Below are 21,687 nucleotides of genomic sequence, written 5' to 3'. Positions count from 1 at the left end.
TGTGGATAATCCTCCAATTATGGGCATGTTATATGCATGCTTGTATAAAATATATTCAAGGAGAGTTTTTAACAAATAGCTCATTAAGAATGAGATTTGGATTAACCGAAAAATCTTCTGTAAGTATTTCACGGATTATAAAAGAAGCATGCAAAAATAAGTTGATCAAAAAAGTTGAAAAAACAGCTCCACGTCATATGAAATATATTCCAATTTAGGCATAGTTTAACATGCTATAATTAGTAAAAGCGCCACTAATAGCGCTTAGGGGAAGGGGATTTGAATATGGCTCTTATCATAATATTGGCAATTTTAGCCATCTTAGTACTTTATTTCATCAGCTGCCAGCGCAGCTTCATTAGTTGGCAGGAGAAGATCAAGAACGCCCTTTCAAATATTGCTGTGCAGCAGAAATCTCGTTGGGACGCGTTGAAGCAGATAGCCAAATCTGCCAAAGCGTACAAGCTGCATGAGGCTGAAACTTTAGTTAATTTAACCGCTGCTCGCTCGGGCAAAGTTGCAACAAGTGCCAAAGAGGTGCAAGCTTCCGACAAAGATTTCTTGGCAGCCTTACATAACCTGAATGTTGTTGTTGAAGCCTATCCAGAACTTAAAGCCGATGGCTTATACGCTCAGACGATGAGTTCGATTAATGGCTACGAAGACAAGGTCAGATTATCTCGTCAAGTCTACAATGATTGTGTAACTCAATACAATCGTTTGGTCAAACAGTTACCATCTAGTATTGTGGCAAACCTTTTGCACTTTACCGAAGAAAATTATCTAGAGTTTGAACAAGCTTCGAGTGCAATGCCAGACTTGGATTTATAAGTAGCAGATTAATATGACTTCTTGCTGGATACACACAAAGTAGCTAGCATTTTTATATATGTGGGGGACTTATGGTACAGGGGGAAACTTTCACATGGCAACGCATATTTAAGCATACTTTATTTGCTTTTTTGTTTACTTTGACTTTTGCCTGCTTAGTTAATATCAGCTTTGCAAGTGACAAGATACAGAGTTTAGATACTAAAGTTGTATTAAATGCTGATGCTAGTGTTACAATTCAACAAGCTTGGCAGTGCAAGAATAGCTCAGGTACAGAGTGGTTCGTGCCAATGTACAATTTAGATTCCGATTCAGATATAGAGGATCTCAAGGTAAGCACTGGAAATAAAGAGTTTACGACTTTGAATGATTGGGACGTAAATGCTAGCTTTGCTGACAAAAGTTATAAATGTGGCCTAAACGAAGCAAGCAAAGGTAAAGAACTTTGCTTTGGCAAAAGTGAAATGGGCGATATGACTTACAATGTAAGCTATAAAATCACGCACGTTTTGAAAAAAAGCAAAGACGGCGTCCCGTTTCTTTATTTCCGTTTCGTTAATGACAAAATGAAGCCCGCACCTAAACGAGCGAGTTTTGCTATTGATTATCACGAGCTGGGAGAGAAAGTGCAGGCGAAAATCTGGGGATTTGGCTTCGAGGCAGATTTAAAAGCTACGAAGCAGGCTTATACGACGGAAGCATTCAGCTTTTCTGGTCAACATCACATTACAATTTTGCTAAAAGTGCTTAATTTGCCTGATACTCAAATGTCTGCATTAAAGCCAGATAATAGGACTTTTAATGAGATTAAAGACCAAGCTTTCCAAGGCTCTAATTACACGAATTTAGATAAAAGCCCAAACAAACAAGTGGAGGATAAGTTGGTTTTGCGTTATGACGTGCCGTACAAACGCAAGTTTTTTTCGCACCTATTTTTACTAAAAACTATGCCGATGAGCTTCATAATATTTGCTTTATCTGGTTTAGTCGCACTTATATCTAGTTTTGTGTCCAGTTCTAAGACAAAACCGATCAATTTGAAAGCCGTTAAGCTTGACAAAAAATATTATTATCGGGACATTCCGTTCAAGGGCCAAATTGATTTAGCTGAGTATTTCGGTGAGATGATCTACGGTTTGACGGACGATACGCAGCGTGGATTCATTGCAGCGTATATTTTACGTTGGATTAAAGCTGGTGTCATTAGACCTTGCAAATATCAGGCAACGAAACGTTTCTTGCTCATCAAATACGCTAAAGAGGAAGAGGGGCTAGAGTTAGTCGGTGAGCCTGAATGCAAAGAGGAGTTGGAGCGTGTAACTTGGATGACGATTCAGCTAGCTTCTGACGACAACGTACTGACGGCTGGTGAGTTGGAGGCTTATGCCAATAAGCACGACACGGAGCTAAGCAAGGCTTTCAAAATAGCACTAAAAACGTGCAAGACAACTTCTTTGAGACAGGGCTTAATTAGCTTTGCAGATAAGAAAAGTAGCCGCATCAGCCTGACTGAAGCAGGTATTTATAACTTACAGAATTTGTACGGCCTGAAAAATTATCTTCGTGATTTTACTATCATTAACGAGCGGCAGGCAGTTGAAGTTGGCCTTTGGGATAATTACCTCATTTTTGCTTCGATTTTTGGCATAGCCGCGAAAGTGGAGAAAGAGTTCAAGCAACTGGTGCCAGACTATGCGTTTGCCAAAGAAACGAGGTTAGATGCTGACGGCAATTTTTATAATCAGCTTAATTACATTTACTTAGCTAACAGTTTCCAGCGGAGCTTCAGTTCAGGCATCAGTCAGGCGCATAGTGCAAGATCAGGCGGTTCAGGGGGCTTTAGCTCCTTTGGCGGTGGTAAAAGCGGCTTTTCAGGTGGCGGTTCAGGCGGTGGCTCTCGGTAAACAATTTGCTTTAAGCAAACGCAAAAACTGGGCGTAGAGATAGTTTCTACGCCTTTTAATTTGCAGCCAAACAGATATTCAGGCTAACTATTGTGCTGAATATGTTATATTTCGCGGAATTTCTAAGAGTATTGGTGCTTAATTTGAGAAAGCTGAAATATCGGTCCATACTGGTATGAGGGTACAAATACCCGATAATTAGAATCGTGGAGATGGCAAGAAGTTACATTCAAGGTTTTCCAAGTCGTTACAAGCAAGCACAAAGATGGCAAGGAAGCTAAGACCAAAACAGAAGATGGCAAACTTGATTATCCTATCGCCAAAGCCAAAGATAACCACAAATATTTGACCCATGCAGCTGACGGTACAGCTAATTTGCTTGGGGCTATTTTCTTAGACTATCGAAACGAATCCTTAGAAGACCCTTTTGTGCTTGTTTATGGGCATGATACGGACAATGGCACCATGTTTGGCCCCTTACGCACCAACAAAGCTGAACAATTGGGGGCTGAATTTACCTTCTTTGGCGCTGCCAATACGAAGTTCAAGACGAAAGCTGTCTTGGTGGCCATCATTCCAGGTGAAACTCTGATTAAACCCAAAGACTATGCGGATTTTAACAAACGAGAGCAGTTTTATGCTTGGTTACAGCCACAGGCAATTAAAACAGCTAATTATGCGTTGCAGCCAGAAGACAAGCTAGTTTGCCTAATCACATGCACTTATGAGCGACAAAATGCCCGCTTGCTTATAGTAACTGTCTACTAAATATTTGCTTTATTAGCTGAAAAGTCTGAACAAATTAGCAAAGGTAATTAAAAACAGATTCCTCTATAATAGTAAACAAAACTATATAATCCCAAGGAGGATCTTTAGTATGCAACGATTAAAAATTGGGAATAGGTCTTGTGGGACTGCTTATAGTGTTTATCCTAGCAATTGCTTATTTATGGGGTAATGAAATTTCGACACCTCTCTCAGTTAAGGAAATTATGCCAGCCAATAAAACCCATCAAGACGGAAGAGTTCTTTCGCTGAAAGTGAAAGGTAACTATTATCTTGATGACTTCTTAAACGAAGGCGGTGTTAATAACGACAGAGAATTGATTGACTTTTCCACTCGCAAAATCACCAATGGACTGTTAAAATTGTCCATTCAACAAGCAAAGATAGCCTGTTCTTCCTACACAGCTCAGAGTGAAAATGCTGAAACATGTTTTGCTAGAAACTATGACATGAAGGAAACACACATCGCTTTAGTGGAAACACATCCGAAAAATGACTATGCTTCAATTTCAACAGTCGATTTATCCTTTTGGGCATAAAGAAAGCTGATGAGCCTCTGCAACTTAAGAAAAAAATCAATCTTTTGGCAGCTGCTTACACACCTTTGGATGGCATAAACGAAAAAGGTTTGAGTGTCGGTATTTGCATGACGTATCAAGGCCCAGGCAAAAAGGGCAACATTGCCACAGATCAACAGACAGACAAAAAAGACATCACATCAACTATTTTGTTACGGCTGATGTTGGATAAAGCCGCCACCGTTGATGAAGCTATCCAGATTGCGCAAAGCTATGATATGCATATTCCGCTAAATCTTCCTTCCATTACATGGTCGCAGATCCAAGTGGCAAGAGTGCTGTACTTGAATATGTTGGCGAGAAAGATGCGACAGACACTGATCCTACTAAGCGTCAGCTTAAAGTACAGTACAATGACCCTGAGATAAGTAAAAAAGGCCAAATTGTGACCAATTTTGTGCTGCGGAAAGATTATTACGACCAAGCTGCTGATAAAAAAGGCCTAGATCGCTATACTTTGTTGCAAACAGAGCTTGCGAAAAAAGCCTATAAGTTAAATGATGAAACAGAAGCGATGAATTTGTTAGGCCAAGTTGCCGGAAGAAATTGGCCTAATGACGATGAAAATTGTATTACAACCCATTCAGTAATTTATAACCTGACGAAGAAAACGGCTTTTTGGGTGACCAATGAGCACTATCAAGAACCAGCTTATCACTACCATTTTGCTTTTAAGTGATTACTTACAGAGCTGAAATTATCACTGCTTAACTACAGCCGCTAGCTAGTTATTTTCATTTAGCGCATAGTTTGCTATAATTAACTCGCTATCGCGGTCGTGGTGAAATTGGTAGACACGCTGGATTTAGGTTCCAGTGATTCACGTCATGCAGGTTCGAGTCCTGTCGACCGCATCTGAATGAGCCGTACTTGAAGTGCGGCTTTTACTTTATGAGAGCTTTTACAGGAGGCTGAAAATGGCGCACAATTTGCTAGAACTAGCGCACTTAATGCAGGCTGAATTATTACAAGCACGGGAGATAGGAGCTAACTTTACTTTTGCATCGCCACAATTTGATTCACGTTTCGTAAACAAGGACGATATTTTCTTTGCAATTAAAGGCTTAGAGGCAGATGGACATGATTATCTTGAGAAAGCTGCTAATAAAGGTGCTCTAGCTGTCTTTGTAACATATTGGCCAGCTAATTTGAATTTGGCCACTTTCCCAGCTTATGTGTTCAAGGTAGACAATACCCGCAAAGCGTTGGCCATTTCGGCGAATTATTTCTACGATGAACCGTCAGCTAATTTGCAATTAGTTGGAATTACGGCATCTAACGGCAAAACCTCAACTAGCCTAATGTATAAGTCAATTGTCAAAGCTGCTGGCTTTAATTGTGGCTTGATAGGTACAGTTAGCTACGAAACAGCTAAACGTGAGGAGATGAGCCATTTAACAACGCCAGACGCTGTTAAATTGCAAAGCCTACTCGCTGAGATGCGTGATAACAACTATGAAAAAGCTGTCATGGAGTGTTCGTCAATTGGCCTAGACCAGTACAGAAATTATGCCGTTAAATACAAGGCTGTGGCATTCAACAATATTAGCCGCGAGCATTTAGATTATCATGGCTCATTTGTCGCCTACTTGGAAGCCAAACTCAAATTAATTACAGAATGTGCCGATAGTAAGACCAAAGTTATTCTCAATTTTGATGATGCGGCAATTTATGCTAAGCGTGAATTAGCCAAAGGCCCCATCATTGGCTTTGCCGATGCTAAGAATTGGCCAGATAGTAAGCTAAACAGCCTAGCAGCTAAAGATTGCCCACAAGTTCTAGCTGCCCAGATTGATTTAAGTAAGGGTACGGCGAACTTCAATTTAGTAGTTAAACGTGAAATTTTGGGCCAAGCTGATAATGCAGCAGAAGCTTTCGTCGTTAAGCCGGTTAAGTTACAAGTTCCAGGCTATCATTCGGTTATGAATGCTTTGTCGGCCGCCAGTTTAGCCTTGGCAGTTGGTTTTAGCTTAGATGAGATCGTGCGTGGCCTAGAAGCTTATACAGGTATCGAACGCCGCTTTCAACGCATCTTAGCCCCAGGCACAATTCCTGCAAATTCGCCGTGGCAGAAATATATTGATTACCAAATTTATGATGATCATTTTGCTAATCCAGGCAACATTTGCTTCTCGTTAAATTCCTTGTGTCAGATGGATTATCGCAAGCTTCATATTGTTTATGCTATTCGCGGCAAAAGAGGTGTAACTGTCAATAGTGAAAATATTTATACGCTCAAAGATTATCTCCCTAAGTTGCGCTTAGCTAATTTCATTGCCACCACTTCTAAAGATGTAGTCGGTCATTATGATACTGTGACGGATGAAGAATTGGCAGCGTTCCAAGCTGCTATGCACGATATAGGCCAGGATTACACTTTGTATCCAGAATTAACGCAGGCGTTAGAGGTTGCTTTAACTAAAGTTGAAGCTAACGATGTTATTCTCTTAGCTGGTTGTCAGGGCATGGATGCAGGCGCTCGGCTCTGCTTAGAAGCAATCTGTGCTAAACACGCTGAATTAGATGCATCTGTCATTATGGCTGTTGTCAAAGATAGAATCTGCGGTCAGTCTGACGAAGCGACGAACAAAGATAAATTATTTGCTGGTGCATCTAAAGCTTGAGGCTAGAGATTTCCTCACAAGCAAAAGCATAAAGCACACATAAAAAGGCAATGTGGTTAAATTGGTTGTGCGCTTAAAAGGGAGCGTGCTTAAAAACGCTCTTTAGCTTAAAAGATCAGCGCGATTAAAGTGCCCTCTTTGCTTATATGATATGTACCCAGAATACTGGACACATATTTATGAACTAGGCTGGACACATGGATGCTATCCTGTATTGTACAGGAGGCATCCATTTTGTTTTTGCCTGAATTCTTTTATTATTATAGTAATCTATATATTCTTCAACTGCTTTTGAGAATTCTTCGAAGGAGGAATAATCTTTCTCATAGCCGTAATACATCTCATTCTTTAGTCTTCCGAAGAAGGTTTCCATTATACAGTTGTCATAACAATTACCTTTTCGCGACATAGACTGTACAATACCGTGTTTCTGTAAGGTATTTCTAAAATAGGCATGCATATACTGCCAACCTTGGTCTGAATGAAATATAAGCCCTTCAACAGATGGGAATTTTTCAAAAGCTCTATCCAGCATTCTTGATACCTGCTCAAGATTCGGGCTTGTTGATAAATTATATGAAATGATTTCATTCGTATTCATATCCAGTACTGGAGAGATATAGCATTTCCCCCATGAAAAATTAAACTGAGAGACATCTGTTGTCCATTTCTGCAATGGTGCTGTTGTACTGAAATCCCTATTTATTACATTATCAGCAATCTTACCTACTTCGCCCTTATAAGAATGATATTTTTCCTTTGGACGCTTACCAGCTAATCCTGCTTTATGCATAAGGCGTTGAACTCGCTTATGATTTATATGATATCCACGATTTAGTAATTCATGATAAATTCTACGAACACCATATCTATGCTTGTTTTTTTCAAATATTTCTCTAATAACAATCAGTAATTCTTCATTGCGATCAGCAACTACATCTGATTTGTTAATCTCAAAATAATAAGTTGATTTAGACATGCCAATAGCTTTTAAGAGATATTTTAATTGGTATCCTTTTTCACGGAGTTCTTTGATGATTGCTGCTTTTTCGCCTTGAGTTCCGCAGCCCATTTTTCGTGTCTCAAGGCGATTAATTTTTTTATTGCTTCATTCTCCGTTTTTAAGTATTCAGTTTCTGCTCTAAGACGAATTAATTCTTCACGTTCTGATGGGGTTAAATCAGTGGGTTTGGATTTCTTGCTCACGTTTGCTTCCTTCTTACTTTTTCTGCCTTTTTTGAGATTTAATCCTTCATACCCTTTAACTTTATATGTCTGAACCCATTTAGACAATAATCCACTATCAATTCCTGCACTAATAGCAACAGATTTTTGTGATTCACCAGCAAGTACACGAGCTACTAACTGATATCTACATTCAGCCGAACGTTCTTTACATGTAGTTGGATGCCGAAGAGAATCAAGACCATATATATCTGCAATTCTTGACCATTGTACAATTCTTTTTCTAAAATTCTTTTGACTTATACCTTCTGGTGTCTCAATCCACTGACCAGAGCGATATAGTTCTACAGCATTAAGTTTAAAAGCATAATCGTATTTCATACAAAACCCCTTTCACTGGTTGTGTCCAGTAAAAGGGGTACATATCAATATCGTAAAGAGGGTGTATTCATGCAGGTGATTCTATAATTTTTCATAGTCGATGTTACATTCCTTGGCTAAATCTGCAACTGAAGCTGCACAAAGCGGCGACTTAGAAGCTTCTAAAGCTAGTTTGTAATCTTCCTCATTTTCAATCTTTTCTAAAATAGAGGATAAGACGGCCTCTGAAACGCTGATATTGTTTAATGCTGAATAACTTTTAATAGCAATTTTTGTTCTTCATTTAAGAATATTTTAATCGTAGCCAAATTGACCTCCCACGTTTCGCATATTATATCGTGCCTATGTTGTAAGAAAGTTAATACTAACTATATGCTTTCTTTACGCCTTACCGCGACTCGTCAGATAGGCGAACAAACTACTTGGCAGAATTTTACTTAACAGGCGAAAAACATAGGTGATTGGGCTTGAATAGCTGACGGCCTTATTTTTGTAACAGGCTTTGAGGGCTGCTTTGGCCACCTGACTAGCATTTTCCATGGCTAACTGTTTGTACCAGACTAATTTTTGCATAGCATTTGCCTCAGCGCTATTTGAATTAGCCTCTGTAAAGCGAGCTGCTTGCTTTAGAAATTGGCTAGGCATTGGGCCTGGACAAGCCACTGTGCAGTTGAGATTTAAGCCCCTTGCCTGCCACTCAGCCCTAAGAGCTTGGCTTAGATGAAAGAGATAGCTTTTTGTGGCACTATAAACAGCAAAATTAGCCTGCGGACTAAAGGCAGAAGATGAGGCTGTGTTCAGGATATAGGCCTTTTCAGGTGTGAATTTTTGTTGATTAAGCAACGTATTTATGAGCAAAGTCGGAAATAGTATGTTGACGGCCAAACAAGTTTGGGTGGCTGCTATACTTTGAATTTCCAAAGGGCCCTTGAAGCCAAGTCCAGCATTGTTGATGAGCCAACTAAGTTGCCAGTTTGGACCAATTAATGTATCCATTAAACTGATTAATTTTGTTATAGCTTCCGCCTTAGAAAAATCTAAATTTATGAGGAGAAAGGCGACAAATTGGTCTTTGCTATCGACTAAGTTTGCTAATTCTGCTTGCCAGGCTAGATCCGTTCTATAAGTTGTAAGCAAACTTTTTCCCACTAAGACAAAATAATTGACAGCTTGGCTTAATTCGCTTTTGGCCAAATTGCGTGTGAACTCTTGGCCCAAATAGCCATCAGCGCCCGTGATGAGTGCCACTTTGTTAGAGCCTGGATTTATTTTAGGTGTGTGTGTACGCTTGAGCATAAAATAATTTTCTGTCATAAATAACCTTTTAGCCTATCACGTTCAGTGGAATTTCGTTCAGATTGAGACAACGATAGCCCTTTGCTTGCAATTTCTTGATAAGCGGCTCCAAGAGTGCTACATCGACTTTGGAACGCCCGTCCAAACGAATGATAAGGCCGTCATGTAAGTCCTGCATGATGCGATTGATTGCCTGCTCAACGGTGAATGGGTAAGGATCAATGTTGAAATTACGGTTACGGAGATTGTCATAGCGGTAATTCAAGGTATCTTTGGAATCAGGCCAGAAATTATGCAATTCTACGCCCCAGAATGTCGGGTAATAGCCAGCGTTTCTAATTAAGAAAAGTGCCTGTTCGCTGTATGATCCCTCGCTAGGTCTAAAGAAACTGTCCAAAGGCCGGCCAGTTAATAATTGGAAGTTTTTATCCAGTTTCGTTAGATGGTTAAGGAAAGTGTTTTCGTTGCGGATAGCCAAGCGAGCTGCATCAATTGGTTCCCAACCAAGTGAGCCGATAGCGTGTTCCTCTTTTTGCATACGCAACACCAGATTAGGCGCTTCGGTCAGGAACTCACCACTTATGAAGAAAGTGGCACTGGCTTGGTACAATTCCAAGGTATCCAAAACAGATTTAGCATGCAAAAGTTCAGTTGTCGGGAAATCATAGGTCAAATAGACAACCTTGTTCGGCCGATATTTGGCATTTGCTTTCTGAGCGGCTGAAAGTTCCTGTTGTTTATTCTTTACTTGGCTTTGGCTTGGCTCAACCTCAGTCTCACCAGTTTGGTTAGCCTGTTTAGCTTGGTTATGAGCTTTTGCTTGTTCATCTGCTAAATAAGAGGCATAGCGTGAAGAAACATCTTGCATGACTTCGCGGTTGAGATCGAATAGGACATTATAATTGACAACATAGTTATTGCATTCATCGTCAATTACAGGCAAACGTTCGCCATCTTTAGTCTGCTTAGAGTGCTGAATACCCCATTCTTTGTATTTTTGGTTGAGCTTGTCTGGTCGATAAGTCAAAGGTGCCAAGTGTGGCAATTTCAGATCTTTGGCTGAATTTTTGCAGAGCTTTGGACCGATAGACTGGCTGTAATAAATATTACCGTTAGCCGATTTGCTAATTTCATCGACAGCTTCTGTCGTCATCGCAACCGTCATTTCTGGTGTTTCTGTACTGACAGCTTTATCGGTGACTTTTAGCATATGATTGTGTACGGCCAATTCGGCTTCATCTTCTTTTTGCAGTTTGCTGGGTGCAAACACGTCATCTTTGGGCCACAGGGCGAAAGTTAAGCCGACAAGTAGGAAAAAGCCAAGTACATATATAAGCAGATTGCCAAGATCAAATTGTTTCTTGTGCCGTCTGATTTTTGGCAGTTGTTCATATTGGCGAAGTTGCGCATCTATGATTGTAGACGGGTTTAATAACGCTGCCGTTTGCTTAAGTTCTGGCTTAGCGTTGGCAGTTTGTGCGCTAGGTGTAGCAGGCTTAGTTACAGCTTCTTCGTTTCTCTTAGAAGCAGTTTGGCTAACGCTAGTTTTTACCTGTTCTGTTTCTAAAACAGCTTGCTTAATTTCTGTTTGTACAGATTTGTTTTTAGGCTCGTTATTTAGTTCGCTTTTAGGCTCATTAAGTTGTTTAGTTTTAGTCTGTGGTTTAGCGATAAAGGTTGGGTGTTTAACGATTTTCACTTGTTCGCTGAAAAGTACACTATCTAAATGGACCAACTGGCTGTTAGTTGTACTTTTCGGCTGTTCATTGGGCGTGCGTAAATCAGAGTCAACTGGGCGAACTTGCACTGGCTGACTAATTACATTTGGTCTTACAGGTCTAACTTGAGTTCTACGGTTTGCATGCTTCTTCATAATTAACTATTATAGCGAATGTTGGCGCTTTTGACTTGTAGATTAGCTTTAAGCTACAAGCTTTGAGCATACCTCTTTAAGAGCTGTATTAATGTGTTCGCTTATCGTAGCCTTTGATATTTCCTTGAGTTAAAGACCAAACTACTTACAATGTAGTAGATAAAAAGTGATTTTTGAGAATGGCTCTATTACTTATACATCATACGTTGTAAACAATAAAACATGAGCACTGCGTTTTTGACTAATAAAAATCGGTAATTATTGTTTTTTGATGCGTTTATGCTGCTATTCGAGTAGCAGAGGTTATGCTAATCAAAACAATGCTAGCTATTTGCTATGCTAATTGTTTAGCTACTTTTTATGAACTAAGCAAACATTATGGCGTTTTTATATGGATAATCTCTATTGGCGTATCAATCTTAATTTCTTCGATTACAGAACTATTAAAAAAGAGGGCAAAATGTATTTTTAAGTGATAACTTGTCAAGTTAAGTGCGATGAAATGTTAAGTGAGTCTATGAAACCAGACTCACTTTAAAGACGAAAAATAGTGGTAGCTGCTACTTACCTTACACCTCACTAATCCCTTTGAGCTGTTGATAAAGATCCCGTGCGTAGTTATCTGTCATACCACAGATATAATCCGTGATTAACAAGAGCCTGAGATAAAGCTGCTCCTTCTCATCTTTATGCGCAGCTTGGAAGTGATAACTCTGCATATAATTTTTAGAAACTAGACGCATCAAACGCTCATGCACCGGCTGCTTATTGACAGAACTTTTCTCAAAGTAGATACAGGCAGGAATGAACAGATCAAGTAACCCTCTTAACACTGTATCGCAAGCCACCTCCAAACTGACAATATCTTTAGAAGTGAACACATAACGATACGCAATATCACCGAGCAAATCTAACAAACTAGCACTGTAACGCTTATATGCAAGCGGATAGCGAAATTGCCCCTGCATGATAGCTACGTAATTTTCGCTAAAGGAAGCTGCCACATCCGTTAACAACCGAGATTGCGCCTGAATGAGCCAGTTTTGCACAGCGTAAAGCTCAGGCTCTACATAATGCTTAGTTTCAGCCAGATTATAGAAATAAAGCAGATTATCCAAATCCACTTTAAGCTCAGCTTGCTTGGCCACCGCTTGATTTAACTCGTGTAAGAGCGTGTGATAACTCAACTTGCCCTTTCGCAAAGCATCTTCAATATCAGCCGTACGATAGGCAATATCGTCGCAAGCTTCGAGCAAAAAAGATAGCGGGTGCCGACAAGCAATTTCGCCCCGCGTTTCAGGGTAATTGTAGCTAAGCTGGGCATTGGCTTGATTAGTAGTTGGCTCCAAATTACCACCTAGAGCCGTACCTAGTGAGAGACTAATATCACGGAAAATTTCCCTTTCAGCATAGAAATAACCTAGTTTGTGATGCGCAACATCTTGAAGCTCCAAATTGTTGACCGAATTATTAGCCCGCCCCACATCGAGAGCCTGCTCGCTTATAGCAAGTGAGTGTACAGGATATTTGATCAAACAATGCAGTACCGGGTAGCTCAAATTCATGCCATGCTCATCGACAATGAAATGTAACTTAGTTAAAAGCCTCAAAGCCTGAGCATTGCCCTCAAAGTTCAGTAAATCTGCCTGCATCTTAGGCGTCAACCATTCACTCAAACTTTTTTCGTGAAAATTCAAGCGCGGCAAATTGTTCTTAAACCATGCCCGAATCGTCGTTTCGCCATAATGACCAAAAGGGGGATTACCAATATCGTGCAACAAACCAGCTGTCAAAAGAATATTCTCCCAATAAGCTAAATACTCAGGCTTAGGCAGCGAAAGACCATCTGGCAAATTGGCATTTGACCAATCAGCATTCAATTTTGTAAAGCAAAGTTTACAGATGCTCTTAGCAAAAGAAGCTGTTTCCAAAGAGTGCGTCAACCTTGTACGCACGAAATCGCTTTTATCAAGTGGAAAAACTTGTGTCTTATCCTGCAACCTACGAAAAGAAGCTGACAAAATTACCCGCTGAAAATCTTTCTCAAAGTCTTTGCGCAAATCTATCACTTTGTCTGCGTTATCTGGGGTGTTATGACTTGCCCTCGCTCTAATTGGACTAAGCAACTTGTCCCATTGCAAAAAATTAGTTTGTAGCATTTTCGTAATCTCCCGTTTCGCTCAAGTTAGTAAGTTCAGTTAGCACATACTCGCGCCTGGTTTCGCTATTTAATTGCCGCTTAGCACAGTTAAAGACAAATGAATCCAAATCATGCGCAAAATAGCAATCTTCGAACAGCTTATGAGCAGTATCTATGTACAAATCAGGTTCAGTAATACTGGCAGAGAAGTGCGTCAGAATAAGAATCTTAGCATGAGCAGCCTTAGCTTGCGCACACGCTTCTTGGAGTGTCATATGCCGATTCTTGACAGCTAAATCTTTTTTGCTTTCATCAAGATAGTTAGCCTCCGAAATTAAGACCTGCACACCTTGCAAAAACTCAGGATTACTCGGTAATGGCCTACTATCTGTTACATAGCCTAGACTAAATAACTGAACGGGCGGACTTACCACAGAAGCTGGTGTAAATTTGAAAGCCTGCTTGTTACATGTATAGCTTATCGAATAGCCATTTTGGAGATAGGACCAGAAACTTTCAAATATCCCCTTGGCCTTAGCTTGCTCAGCATGGAAACGCCCAGCTTTGAACCAATCAAACCGGAAAGCAATACAATTCACACTGTGCTTTTGCGGGGCCGACGTGATATAGAGCGACGCTGGCGTGTTTGGGGCATAAGTCAACTTTAAATTCTCATAGCGATGTAATTTCTTTTGCAAACGGCTGTTGTTCAGTAACTTACTTGGATCATCCGCCTGATAAAACAGATTACAATTTGGGAAAATTTGGCTCAAATTAGCTTGCTCAACCTTGCCCTCGGCCAATTTGGCACAAGAGCCCAAAGCTGTAGTTACTGTTGAATTTGCTTCTAAATCTTTGCGATTTAAAAGGCAGTAAAAATTATCAGGATTTAAGAGCTTAGGGTCACTTAGCGAGAGATCAATCTTGTAACCAAATTTGGTCAGGCGTAATGCTAAAGCCTTAGGCTGCTTAGCTTTTAGCGAACTACCTTCTCGCATATTAGCGCCATTTGCTTTATTCTCCAGGTCTAAATTGCTATTAAATTCAAGCACATAAACGCTGAAATCTTGCCGACCAACTAAGCAAACGAACTGATTCAATAATTGGCGGGAACCTTTAGGCGCAAGAATTAAGAGGTCATTTGTCCGCTTCGCCATGCCCATCGTGCATAGTAAGCCTGGCAATCCAAAGACGTGGTCACCGTGGAGGTGGGATAAACAGATAATATCGATATTTGCAAAACCACTGTGCAGCTTCAGCAAACTTTGTTGCGTTCCCTCTCCTACATCGAAGAGAAATTTGCGCCCCTCATAACTGAGCAAGGCAGCACTCAAATTGCGGTTCTTTAAAGGCACTGCACCGCCTGTGCCGGCAAATTCTAGTTTGAACATGATTTCCTTATAAAAAAGCTTTTCCTACAGTTTAACAAATATTTGCCTATTTGCGCTAAAAATAGCTGAATTGTAGCTTAACTTATTTGCTATTAATCTGCAAAATACACTTAACAAAAGCCATTTGCTTGTATTTTTTTTGAATATTTGCCTAAATTCAGGCCGCTAAAAACGACACTATGCTAGTAAAATAAGTTATTTCTTAGAACTTTTGTAATCAGGCTGCAATATATGGCCTTAGGTACTTTGTTATGATGAGACCAATTAATTGTGTGCAAATTGCAATTTCAGGTAGAGAGACGAAGTGGCTAGGAGTATATTTTGGGCAAAATTAAAGCATTTATGGCCTGAGTCTAAGGAGAAACAGGCTGAGGAGCGTGAAGAAAAAGCGCTTGATTTGACTATGTTCAATTTGCCCGAAATTGCCGTGAATCAGGCGAGTGATGAGCTGAATTGTCGTATTGAGGATATGACATTCCAAAAAGCCGAAGCTTTGCCTGAGGCTATCTATGCAGATGTTAAGTCCGAAGATTTGGCCTTACGCGTGCGTAGCATTTATCGGTATTATCAGACAGGCAATACAGTTGTTAAAGCGTTGGATGGCGTCAGCTTTGACGTTAAAGTTGGCGAATTTTGCGCCATTGTTGGCACTTCTGGCTCTGGCAAATCGACTCTCTTGAATCAACTGGCTGGCTTAGAACCAGCCACCGCTGGCTATGTCAAAGTCTTTGGCGAGAATATTTCAGACATGACGGAGAATGAACTAGTTAAATTTCGTTTACACAATATCGGTTTTATTTTCCAGTCATTTAATCTGATCAAAACATTATCAGCTGTTGAGAATGTCAGTCTGCCCTTAGTTTTTAAGGGAATTAGTGTAAAGAAACGTAGACAAGCGGCCAAAGTTGTTTTGACTCAGCTAGGCTTAAAATCGCATCTCAAGCATTTACCGAACCAAATGTCAGGTGGTCAGCAACAGCGCATAGGTATTGCTAGGGCTTTGATAGTGAACCCACGCATTATTTATGCCGATGAACCAACTGGTAACTTAGACTCCAAATCAGCTAAAGAAACGATGCTTTTGATGCAAAAAATTTCTAAGGCTAAGAAACAGACAGTCATTATGGTTACGCATGATGATCATTTGGCCCAATATGCTGATCGCATCTTTCATATCAGAGATGGCAAATTGATTGCAGTGGCTAAGGGCAAAGAGGCTTATCAAGCTGCCGAGTAAAGGAAGGAATTTATATGGCTTATCAACAAAAACATAGTAGTGTGAACAAAGCAAAATTAGCATTGTTTAGTCAGGTGCTCAGTCTGGGCTTAGTTATCAGCTTAGTTGGGCCAATGTGTGGCCATATAACTTATGCAAGTGGCCAAGCCAAGCCTTTATTATCAGCGGGCAATTTACTTACAGGTGCAGACAGAAGTGATAATTCTAAACAAGCCGCTTCCAATAAGCAGCAGGCAGGGGCTGGTTCTGGAGCACAAAGCAATGGCTCGGGCACGCAGAATAATGGCTCAGGTGTACAGCCTGGCTCTGGTGCACAAGTAGGTTCAGACACGCAGAGAACTAAGCCAAATGAAAATGCGGAAGCTCAGCAAAGTAACATGGGCAATGCTTTCATGTTGAAAGCAGAAAGCGTCAAAGCAGCTTTCTATGGCTCAGGCTTTAACTTGGATTTGAGCTTTGTCGAACGAGATCCGCATACAGGTTTAGCTGCTAGTTTCAGTAGCGCTAACAAGAAAGTACAATCAGTTTATTTGAAACATAATAATTCCGCTGATTTCCCTTTCGTTTTGACCATGCAAGAGTATCCCGGCATAGTCAGTGGGAATGGCGTAGATTGGCAAGTTAGCTTTAGTGGCCTTTTGGTGCGTAAAGACGTTAAGAGCCAAGTCTATACCGTTGACTTTGTGGTTAATTACACAGAGGGAGCTAGTGACAAACTCAAAAGCGAAGTTTTGACAGCCTATGTTGACATGCAAGGTGCGCCAACGCCCAAAGATGCCCAAGTTTTATTCAAAGCCGTCAATGCCAATGTGCCAAAAGGTGCGCCTGGTCAGTGGGTGCCAATTAAGCTCAATTTGGCTAACTTCGGCTTGGACCGTGTGACGATTTTGAATGTGACATTGCAAATGCAAGGTAGCCCTTTAGTTTTCCGCCAAGTAGATCAGACAGCGATTGTTGAACAGCCGCTTTTGCCATTGACTGGTCGTTACTACAATGAGCCTGATTTCAATAACGGTACGCAGATTGAGGTAGATTACGGAACCTTTGAAATTAGCAAGTCAGCAGCCAGTGGCACGCAGCCGATAGCCTTTGAAATTACCTATCTCGATGCGATGCAAACACTGAAAAAAGAAACGGTAAACACCTATATTGAAGTCTTAGGTGGTGCAGGTGGCCAAAAAATGATGCCGCGTATCTTGGTTGAGGGCTTTGAAACAGAACCGAAAAAGATCATGGGTGGTGAGCCGTTCACTTTGACTTTGAAATTGCGCAATACCTCTGAAATGACGGCAGTCAGCAACATGCGCTTGAATATCAGCAGTCAGGGTACTGAAAAGGTCGAAACAGCTTTTTTGCCTCAATCAGGCGCAACAGCTTATTTCATTAAAAACATTCCAGCTGGCAAAATGATTGAATATAAGCTGAAATTAGTTTCGGCAGCTTCTTTGAATCAAAAGGCCTATCCTTTGAATTTGGGCTTAGAGTATCAGGACGATGCGTCTAATTCTTACAATACGCAGGAACAAGTTTCGCTGTATGTGCATCAAAAAGTTAGAGTTGATTTCAGCAAATTTGAATTGCAACCAGAAACAGCGCAAGTCGGTGGTGAATTGAATGCCTATTGCCAGCTTATTAACAAGGGCCGAGTTTCCCTTTACAATGCCGAAATTTGCGCCCCGGACGATGCGCCTTATGAGATGGAACCAGTTTATTTGGGCAATGTTGAAGCTGGTGCCAACAAATCGATTGATGCAACGCTTAAAGCCAAGCAGCCATTTAGTGGCAAGAGCAAATTCGTCTTACATTACGAGGATGAAAACGGTAATGCATCGACATTAGAACATGAATTTGACTTAAATATCGAGGACGAAGCGCCTATGCCTGAAGGCTCTATGCCAGAGGGTATAGGTGATATGGACAACATGGATGGTATGGGTGGCATGGGCCAGCAAAAAAAAGGCCTTTCACCTTGGCTAATTGCCATCATTGTTATTCTGGTACTTATTTTGCTTGGTGTAGCTTTCTTTTTATATCGCCATTTCAAGGCCAAGAAAAAAGCTAAACGCGCAAAAGTTATCGGCGAGGATTATTAATAGTAGGTATGAAAGTTAGTGACTTAATCAAGCTGAGCTCACGCAACCTTTGGCGGCGCAAACTGAGGACTTTTTTGACCGTCCTAGGCGTCACGATTGGTACGACCTCCATCGTGGTGATGGTATCGATTGCCATCGGCCAAAGTGCGTATTTCTACGAGATGATGAACCAGAACAATGAATTGACGACAATTGAAGTCTTTGCTAACGAATCTGGCGGCAACGGGCGCTATATGGTTGAAGATGGTTCGAATAGTTCTAATAGTGCGATGGGCCAGGTTGAGAAAAAACAGTATCTAACTGATGAATCTCTGCAGGAATTAGCCAGCTTGACTGGCGTTAAGCTGGTGTATCCAATTCTTAACAAACGAGTGATGTTCAAAACAGGCCCTTATGAAAATTCCTATCAACAGGTGGCAGCATTGCCCGAAGCAGGTTTAGCTGACTTGAAATTGAAAGTTATGGACAAACAGGGCGAAGTAAAAGATTTGGACGTAAAGAATTTTTCCAAAAACGGAATAGAGTTTGTCGTCGGAAGTGAGTTTAAGACGAATTTTTATAAAGCAAATGCCCGCCACCAAGATTACAAGAATCCGCCCGAAATTGACCCTTTTAGTGACAATTTGGCTTATTATTTAGACCCGGAAGCTATGCAAAGCAAACCAATGAGCGATGAAGGTGGAAGCTCAGAACAAGTTGTCACAGTTAAACCAATTCGGCGAGTGGCACATGTGTTTGGCGAAATTCAGAAAAAGAGCAAGTTTGATTATCAGACAGCCTGGCAAGTTTACACTCGCTTAGAGCCGTTTGTGGAACAGCTTAAGAAAGATTTCCGTGGTCGTGGCTTTGAGGGGCAGAAAAGGACGAAAAGCGGGCGCTGGCGTGGCGATATTAGCTATTCAAAAATTATCGTGCGCACAGCTACTTTGACTGATTCACAAACTTTAATGGACGTAATCAAAGGTATGGGCTATGAGGCTAATTCAGCAGCATCTTTCATCAACGAGATGCAAAAACAGCAGCGCCGTTCGCAAGTTATGTTCGGCAGCATCGGCGGAATTGCCTTGCTGGTAGCCGCTATTGGCATTGCAAATACCATGATGATGGCTATCTATGAACGTACGAAAGAAATTGGCGTGTTCAAAGTCTTAGGCTGCCCAATTCGTCAAATTCGCAATATGTTCTTGATTGAAGCCGGAGCCATTGGCTTTATCGGTGGCGCAATTGGCTTACTGTTAAGCACGATATTGTCGTATGCCATTAACCACTTACCAATTTTGGGTATGCTCTTAGGCAATATGGGTCCGATGGATGGTGAAGTGGCGGCCAAAGTCTCAGTTATACCGCTTTGGTTGTACGCCTTTGCTTTATTGTTTGCAACGGGCATCGGCATGATAGCTGGCTTATTCCCAGCTTTAAGAGCAATGCGTCTGTCAGCTTTGGAGGCATTGCGCACAGAATAAGGGCTAAGGCCCTAGCACGACTTAATAATTAGCTAGCTGCAATTTAGCTAACCGTAATTTAGCTAGCTGCAATTTAGCTAGTCGCAATTTTGCAAAGTTAGTGATAGGAGCTCTGAGACGAATTTACGAATTTTTGTTCTTTTTCTCAAAAAACGAACTAAAGACAAAATGCTAGAATATATGTAAATAACCAAAACGAGGACTTATCATGCGCTTCTTACACTTAGCTGATTTACATATAGGCTCTAAGCTACAAACAGGTGATGCTGAATTATGCGCCCAAGCTAAGGAGAAAATGTGGCTCTATTTAGAGCAGCTTTTTAGTAACTTAGATAGTGAGCAGATTGACTTATGCCTATTAGCTGGCGATGTCTTTGAACCAAGTACGCTGAGTGCAAGCGAACTTGAGCGCTTTATTGCGTGCCTTAAGTTGCCGAAACGTTGCTATATTTTAGCCGTGGCTGGCAATCATGATCCACTTACAGCTAGTTTCCCATGGCAGACGGTGCTTAAACAGAAATTAACGAATTTCCACCTTTTTAATAAGGCTGTCGAGAGCATTTATTTCGCCAATTTACAGACAGTTGTTTCTGGCTTTAGCTTCGCCTCGCTTTATCAAGATGAGGGCGTTTTGCCGGAAATTAAGCATAGTACAAGTTTTTATTGTGTGCGAAACGGTGATTCATTAGCTGAGATGGCGCCGTGGCAGCCAAGTGAAACGGAATTAAGTAATTTGAGTGCTAACTGTTTTAAGCTGAGTTTGGTGCATGCTTCACCTGTACACCCAGCTTTCTCAGTGCGTGAGGATGATTATCACTACAATCCCTTGCGTGTTGAGCAAATTGAAGCTGCGAATGTAGATTATCTTGCGTTGGGGCATTTCCACAAGCCAATTGTCAGCCGCTATACGCCTGATGATTACACTACTTTAGATAGAGAAATGGCTTTAATGCGTGAAGAGAAGCAGGTGTTTGGCTATAAGATGTATGAGCTGAATTATGACTTTACAGATAAGGGCGATTTGGAACTGAGTAAATCTAGCCATGCAAATAGTGATAGGCAGCTTGATATTCCAACGCTAAACGGAACCTTAATGATGTGGCCAGGCAACTTAATTGGCCGTAACTTCGGCGAAAGTGGATATCGAGGCTGCTTCGTAGGCAATTTAGGAGTTGAAAAAATGGCCCAGTCAAAGGGCCAGACAGCGGCTCAAACAGACGCCCAGACAGAGACTTCAAGAGCAGCACAAGCGCCAGGAGCGGAGATAGAAGAAGCTCAAATACTAGCGCAAATAAAAGTTCCAGTAACAGCCCAAGCAGAAGCAGAAATGTCAGCTAAAATGCAAGCTCAAGAGGCCACCATAGTAGTTGAGCAAGGAGAAGCACAGGATTTGGCCCAAACTTCAACTCAAACTAAAAGCCTAGAGCTAGCTGCCAACCTAGAGGCAGCTTCAAAAGGCCACTTGCAATTAGCCTGGTATAGTAACGGACTAAGGCAGTTCTGGCAGCTTGAGTATGACTTAGCCAATTTACGCAAACAAATTTCAGGTGCGACAGTGACTACGGATAAGCTCGCTAAGCTCATTTTAGGAAATTTGCAGACGTTTAAGGATTACAAACAGAATTTGTATCGTCTTACTTTGCAGGGCGAATTAGGCATAGAGGAAAGCCTAGATATCCAGACTTTGGCGGCCAAATTGCAATTAGCTTGTCCACAATTAGAACTGAAAGCGCAAATTACTAAAGCCATTGATTGGGACGAACTAGCAAAAACTGATAGCTTAGCGGCACTTCTATTAGATGTAGCCAAACACGAACCGAAATTTTCAGCTTCTAGCGTAGAAGACCAGCAAGCTAGCTTGAAATTAGCATGGCAAGCGTTGCAGACAGACTAGGAGGAAGCGTA

General features: G+C 41.1%; 18 protein-coding genes and 1 tRNA gene. 12 read left to right on the top strand and 7 right to left on the bottom strand.

Features of this window, described 5'->3' with window-relative positions:
* Positions 1-285 precede the first annotated feature (285 nt).
* The 8 genes from PYS62_RS00420 (at position 286) to PYS62_RS00385 (ending at position 6,723) form a co-directional block, all read left to right on the top strand.
* The gene (locus PYS62_RS00420) at positions 286-831 is read left to right on the top strand and encodes a LemA family protein (RefSeq protein WP_066713953.1); all 546 of its coding nucleotides are present in this window, start codon (positions 286-288) and stop codon (positions 829-831) included.
* Between the two features lie 71 nt (positions 832-902).
* On the top strand, positions 903-2,735 hold the full coding sequence (locus PYS62_RS00415; RefSeq protein ID WP_066713951.1) for a DUF2207 family protein: 1,833 nt from the start codon (positions 903-905) through the stop codon (positions 2,733-2,735).
* Between the two features lie 345 nt (positions 2,736-3,080).
* Positions 3,081-3,503 carry a class B sortase gene (locus PYS62_RS00410; protein WP_066713948.1) on the top strand — a complete coding sequence of 141 codons (423 nt, stop codon included), beginning with the start codon at positions 3,081-3,083 and terminating at the stop codon, positions 3,501-3,503.
* A gap of 155 nt (positions 3,504-3,658) precedes the next feature.
* Complete coding sequence (locus PYS62_RS00405; RefSeq protein ID WP_315574104.1) at positions 3,659-4,060, top strand: hypothetical protein; 402 nt, start codon at positions 3,659-3,661, stop codon at positions 4,058-4,060.
* On the top strand, positions 4,051-4,467 hold the full coding sequence (locus PYS62_RS00400; RefSeq protein ID WP_066713942.1) for a carcinine hydrolase/isopenicillin-N N-acyltransferase family protein: 417 nt from the start codon (positions 4,051-4,053) through the stop codon (positions 4,465-4,467). The genes PYS62_RS00405 and PYS62_RS00400 overlap by 10 nt, the downstream gene beginning before the upstream one ends.
* 17 nt (positions 4,468-4,484) lie before the next feature.
* On the top strand, positions 4,485-4,778 hold the full coding sequence (locus tag PYS62_RS00395; protein ID WP_066713939.1) for a hypothetical protein: 294 nt from the start codon (positions 4,485-4,487) through the stop codon (positions 4,776-4,778).
* A gap of 93 nt (positions 4,779-4,871) precedes the next feature.
* Positions 4,872-4,953: transfer RNA gene (locus PYS62_RS00390), tRNA-Leu, on the top strand.
* Positions 4,954-5,016: 63 nt separating this feature from the next.
* The gene (locus PYS62_RS00385; protein ID WP_066713936.1) at positions 5,017-6,723 is read left to right on the top strand and encodes a Mur ligase family protein; all 1,707 of its coding nucleotides are present in this window, start codon (positions 5,017-5,019) and stop codon (positions 6,721-6,723) included.
* A gap of 184 nt (positions 6,724-6,907) precedes the next feature.
* On the opposite strand, the gene PYS62_RS00380 is transcribed toward PYS62_RS00385, so the two are convergent.
* From PYS62_RS00380 to PYS62_RS00355, 7 genes are all read right to left on the bottom strand, one after another.
* Complete coding sequence (locus PYS62_RS00380) at positions 6,908-7,795, bottom strand: IS3 family transposase (RefSeq protein WP_082714282.1); 888 nt, start codon at positions 7,793-7,795, stop codon at positions 6,908-6,910.
* Positions 7,726-8,289 (bottom strand): helix-turn-helix domain-containing protein, encoded by a 564-nt coding sequence (locus PYS62_RS00375; protein ID WP_066713357.1) that lies wholly within the window; start codon positions 8,287-8,289, stop codon positions 7,726-7,728. The genes PYS62_RS00380 and PYS62_RS00375 overlap by 70 nt, the downstream gene beginning before the upstream one ends.
* A gap of 81 nt (positions 8,290-8,370) precedes the next feature.
* The gene (locus PYS62_RS07435) at positions 8,371-8,553 is read right to left on the bottom strand and encodes a DUF6290 family protein (RefSeq protein WP_390864847.1); all 183 of its coding nucleotides are present in this window, start codon (positions 8,551-8,553) and stop codon (positions 8,371-8,373) included.
* A 117-nt stretch (positions 8,554-8,670) separates the two neighbouring features.
* Complete coding sequence (locus tag PYS62_RS00370; protein ID WP_066713884.1) at positions 8,671-9,603, bottom strand: SDR family NAD(P)-dependent oxidoreductase; 933 nt, start codon at positions 9,601-9,603, stop codon at positions 8,671-8,673.
* Positions 9,604-9,613: 10 nt separating this feature from the next.
* Entirely contained in the window at positions 9,614-11,458 is a 1,845-nt protein-coding gene (locus tag PYS62_RS00365; RefSeq protein ID WP_066713887.1) for a polysaccharide deacetylase family protein, read from the bottom strand.
* A gap of 569 nt (positions 11,459-12,027) precedes the next feature.
* Positions 12,028-13,617 (bottom strand): dGTP triphosphohydrolase, encoded by a 1,590-nt coding sequence (dgt, locus tag PYS62_RS00360; RefSeq protein WP_066713889.1) that lies wholly within the window; start codon positions 13,615-13,617, stop codon positions 12,028-12,030.
* A complete protein-coding gene (locus tag PYS62_RS00355) occupies positions 13,604-14,989 on the bottom strand; it encodes a ribonuclease Z (protein WP_066713891.1) in 1,386 nt (461 codons plus the stop codon). Before PYS62_RS00355 ends, dgt begins: the two co-directional genes overlap by 14 nt.
* Positions 14,990-15,293: 304 nt before the next feature.
* Here PYS62_RS00355 and PYS62_RS00350 point away from each other — a divergent pair, with 304 nt between their 5' ends.
* The 4 genes from PYS62_RS00350 (at position 15,294) to PYS62_RS00335 (ending at position 21,676) form a co-directional block, all read left to right on the top strand.
* Positions 15,294-16,226, top strand: coding sequence for an ABC transporter ATP-binding protein (locus PYS62_RS00350; protein ID WP_315573273.1), 933 nt, complete (start codon positions 15,294-15,296; stop codon positions 16,224-16,226).
* A 14-nt stretch (positions 16,227-16,240) separates the two neighbouring features.
* A complete protein-coding gene (locus PYS62_RS00345; RefSeq protein WP_066713893.1) occupies positions 16,241-18,319 on the top strand; it encodes a COG1361 S-layer family protein in 2,079 nt (692 codons plus the stop codon).
* Between the two features lie 8 nt (positions 18,320-18,327).
* Positions 18,328-19,782, top strand: a complete 1,455-nt coding sequence (locus PYS62_RS00340) for an ABC transporter permease (RefSeq protein WP_066713896.1) — start codon at positions 18,328-18,330, stop codon at positions 19,780-19,782.
* A 208-nt stretch (positions 19,783-19,990) separates the two neighbouring features.
* A complete protein-coding gene (locus PYS62_RS00335) occupies positions 19,991-21,676 on the top strand; it encodes a metallophosphoesterase family protein (RefSeq protein WP_066713899.1) in 1,686 nt (561 codons plus the stop codon).
* Positions 21,677-21,687 lie beyond the last annotated feature (11 nt).

Origin of the sequence: Amygdalobacter nucleatus (genome assembly GCF_029167365.1) — a bacterium.
Taxonomy (GTDB): Bacteria; Bacillota; Clostridia; order Saccharofermentanales; family Fastidiosipilaceae; genus Amygdalobacter; species Amygdalobacter nucleatus.
Note: the sequence above shows the minus strand (reverse complement) of the source record. Positions and strands in the feature narration are given on the sequence as shown.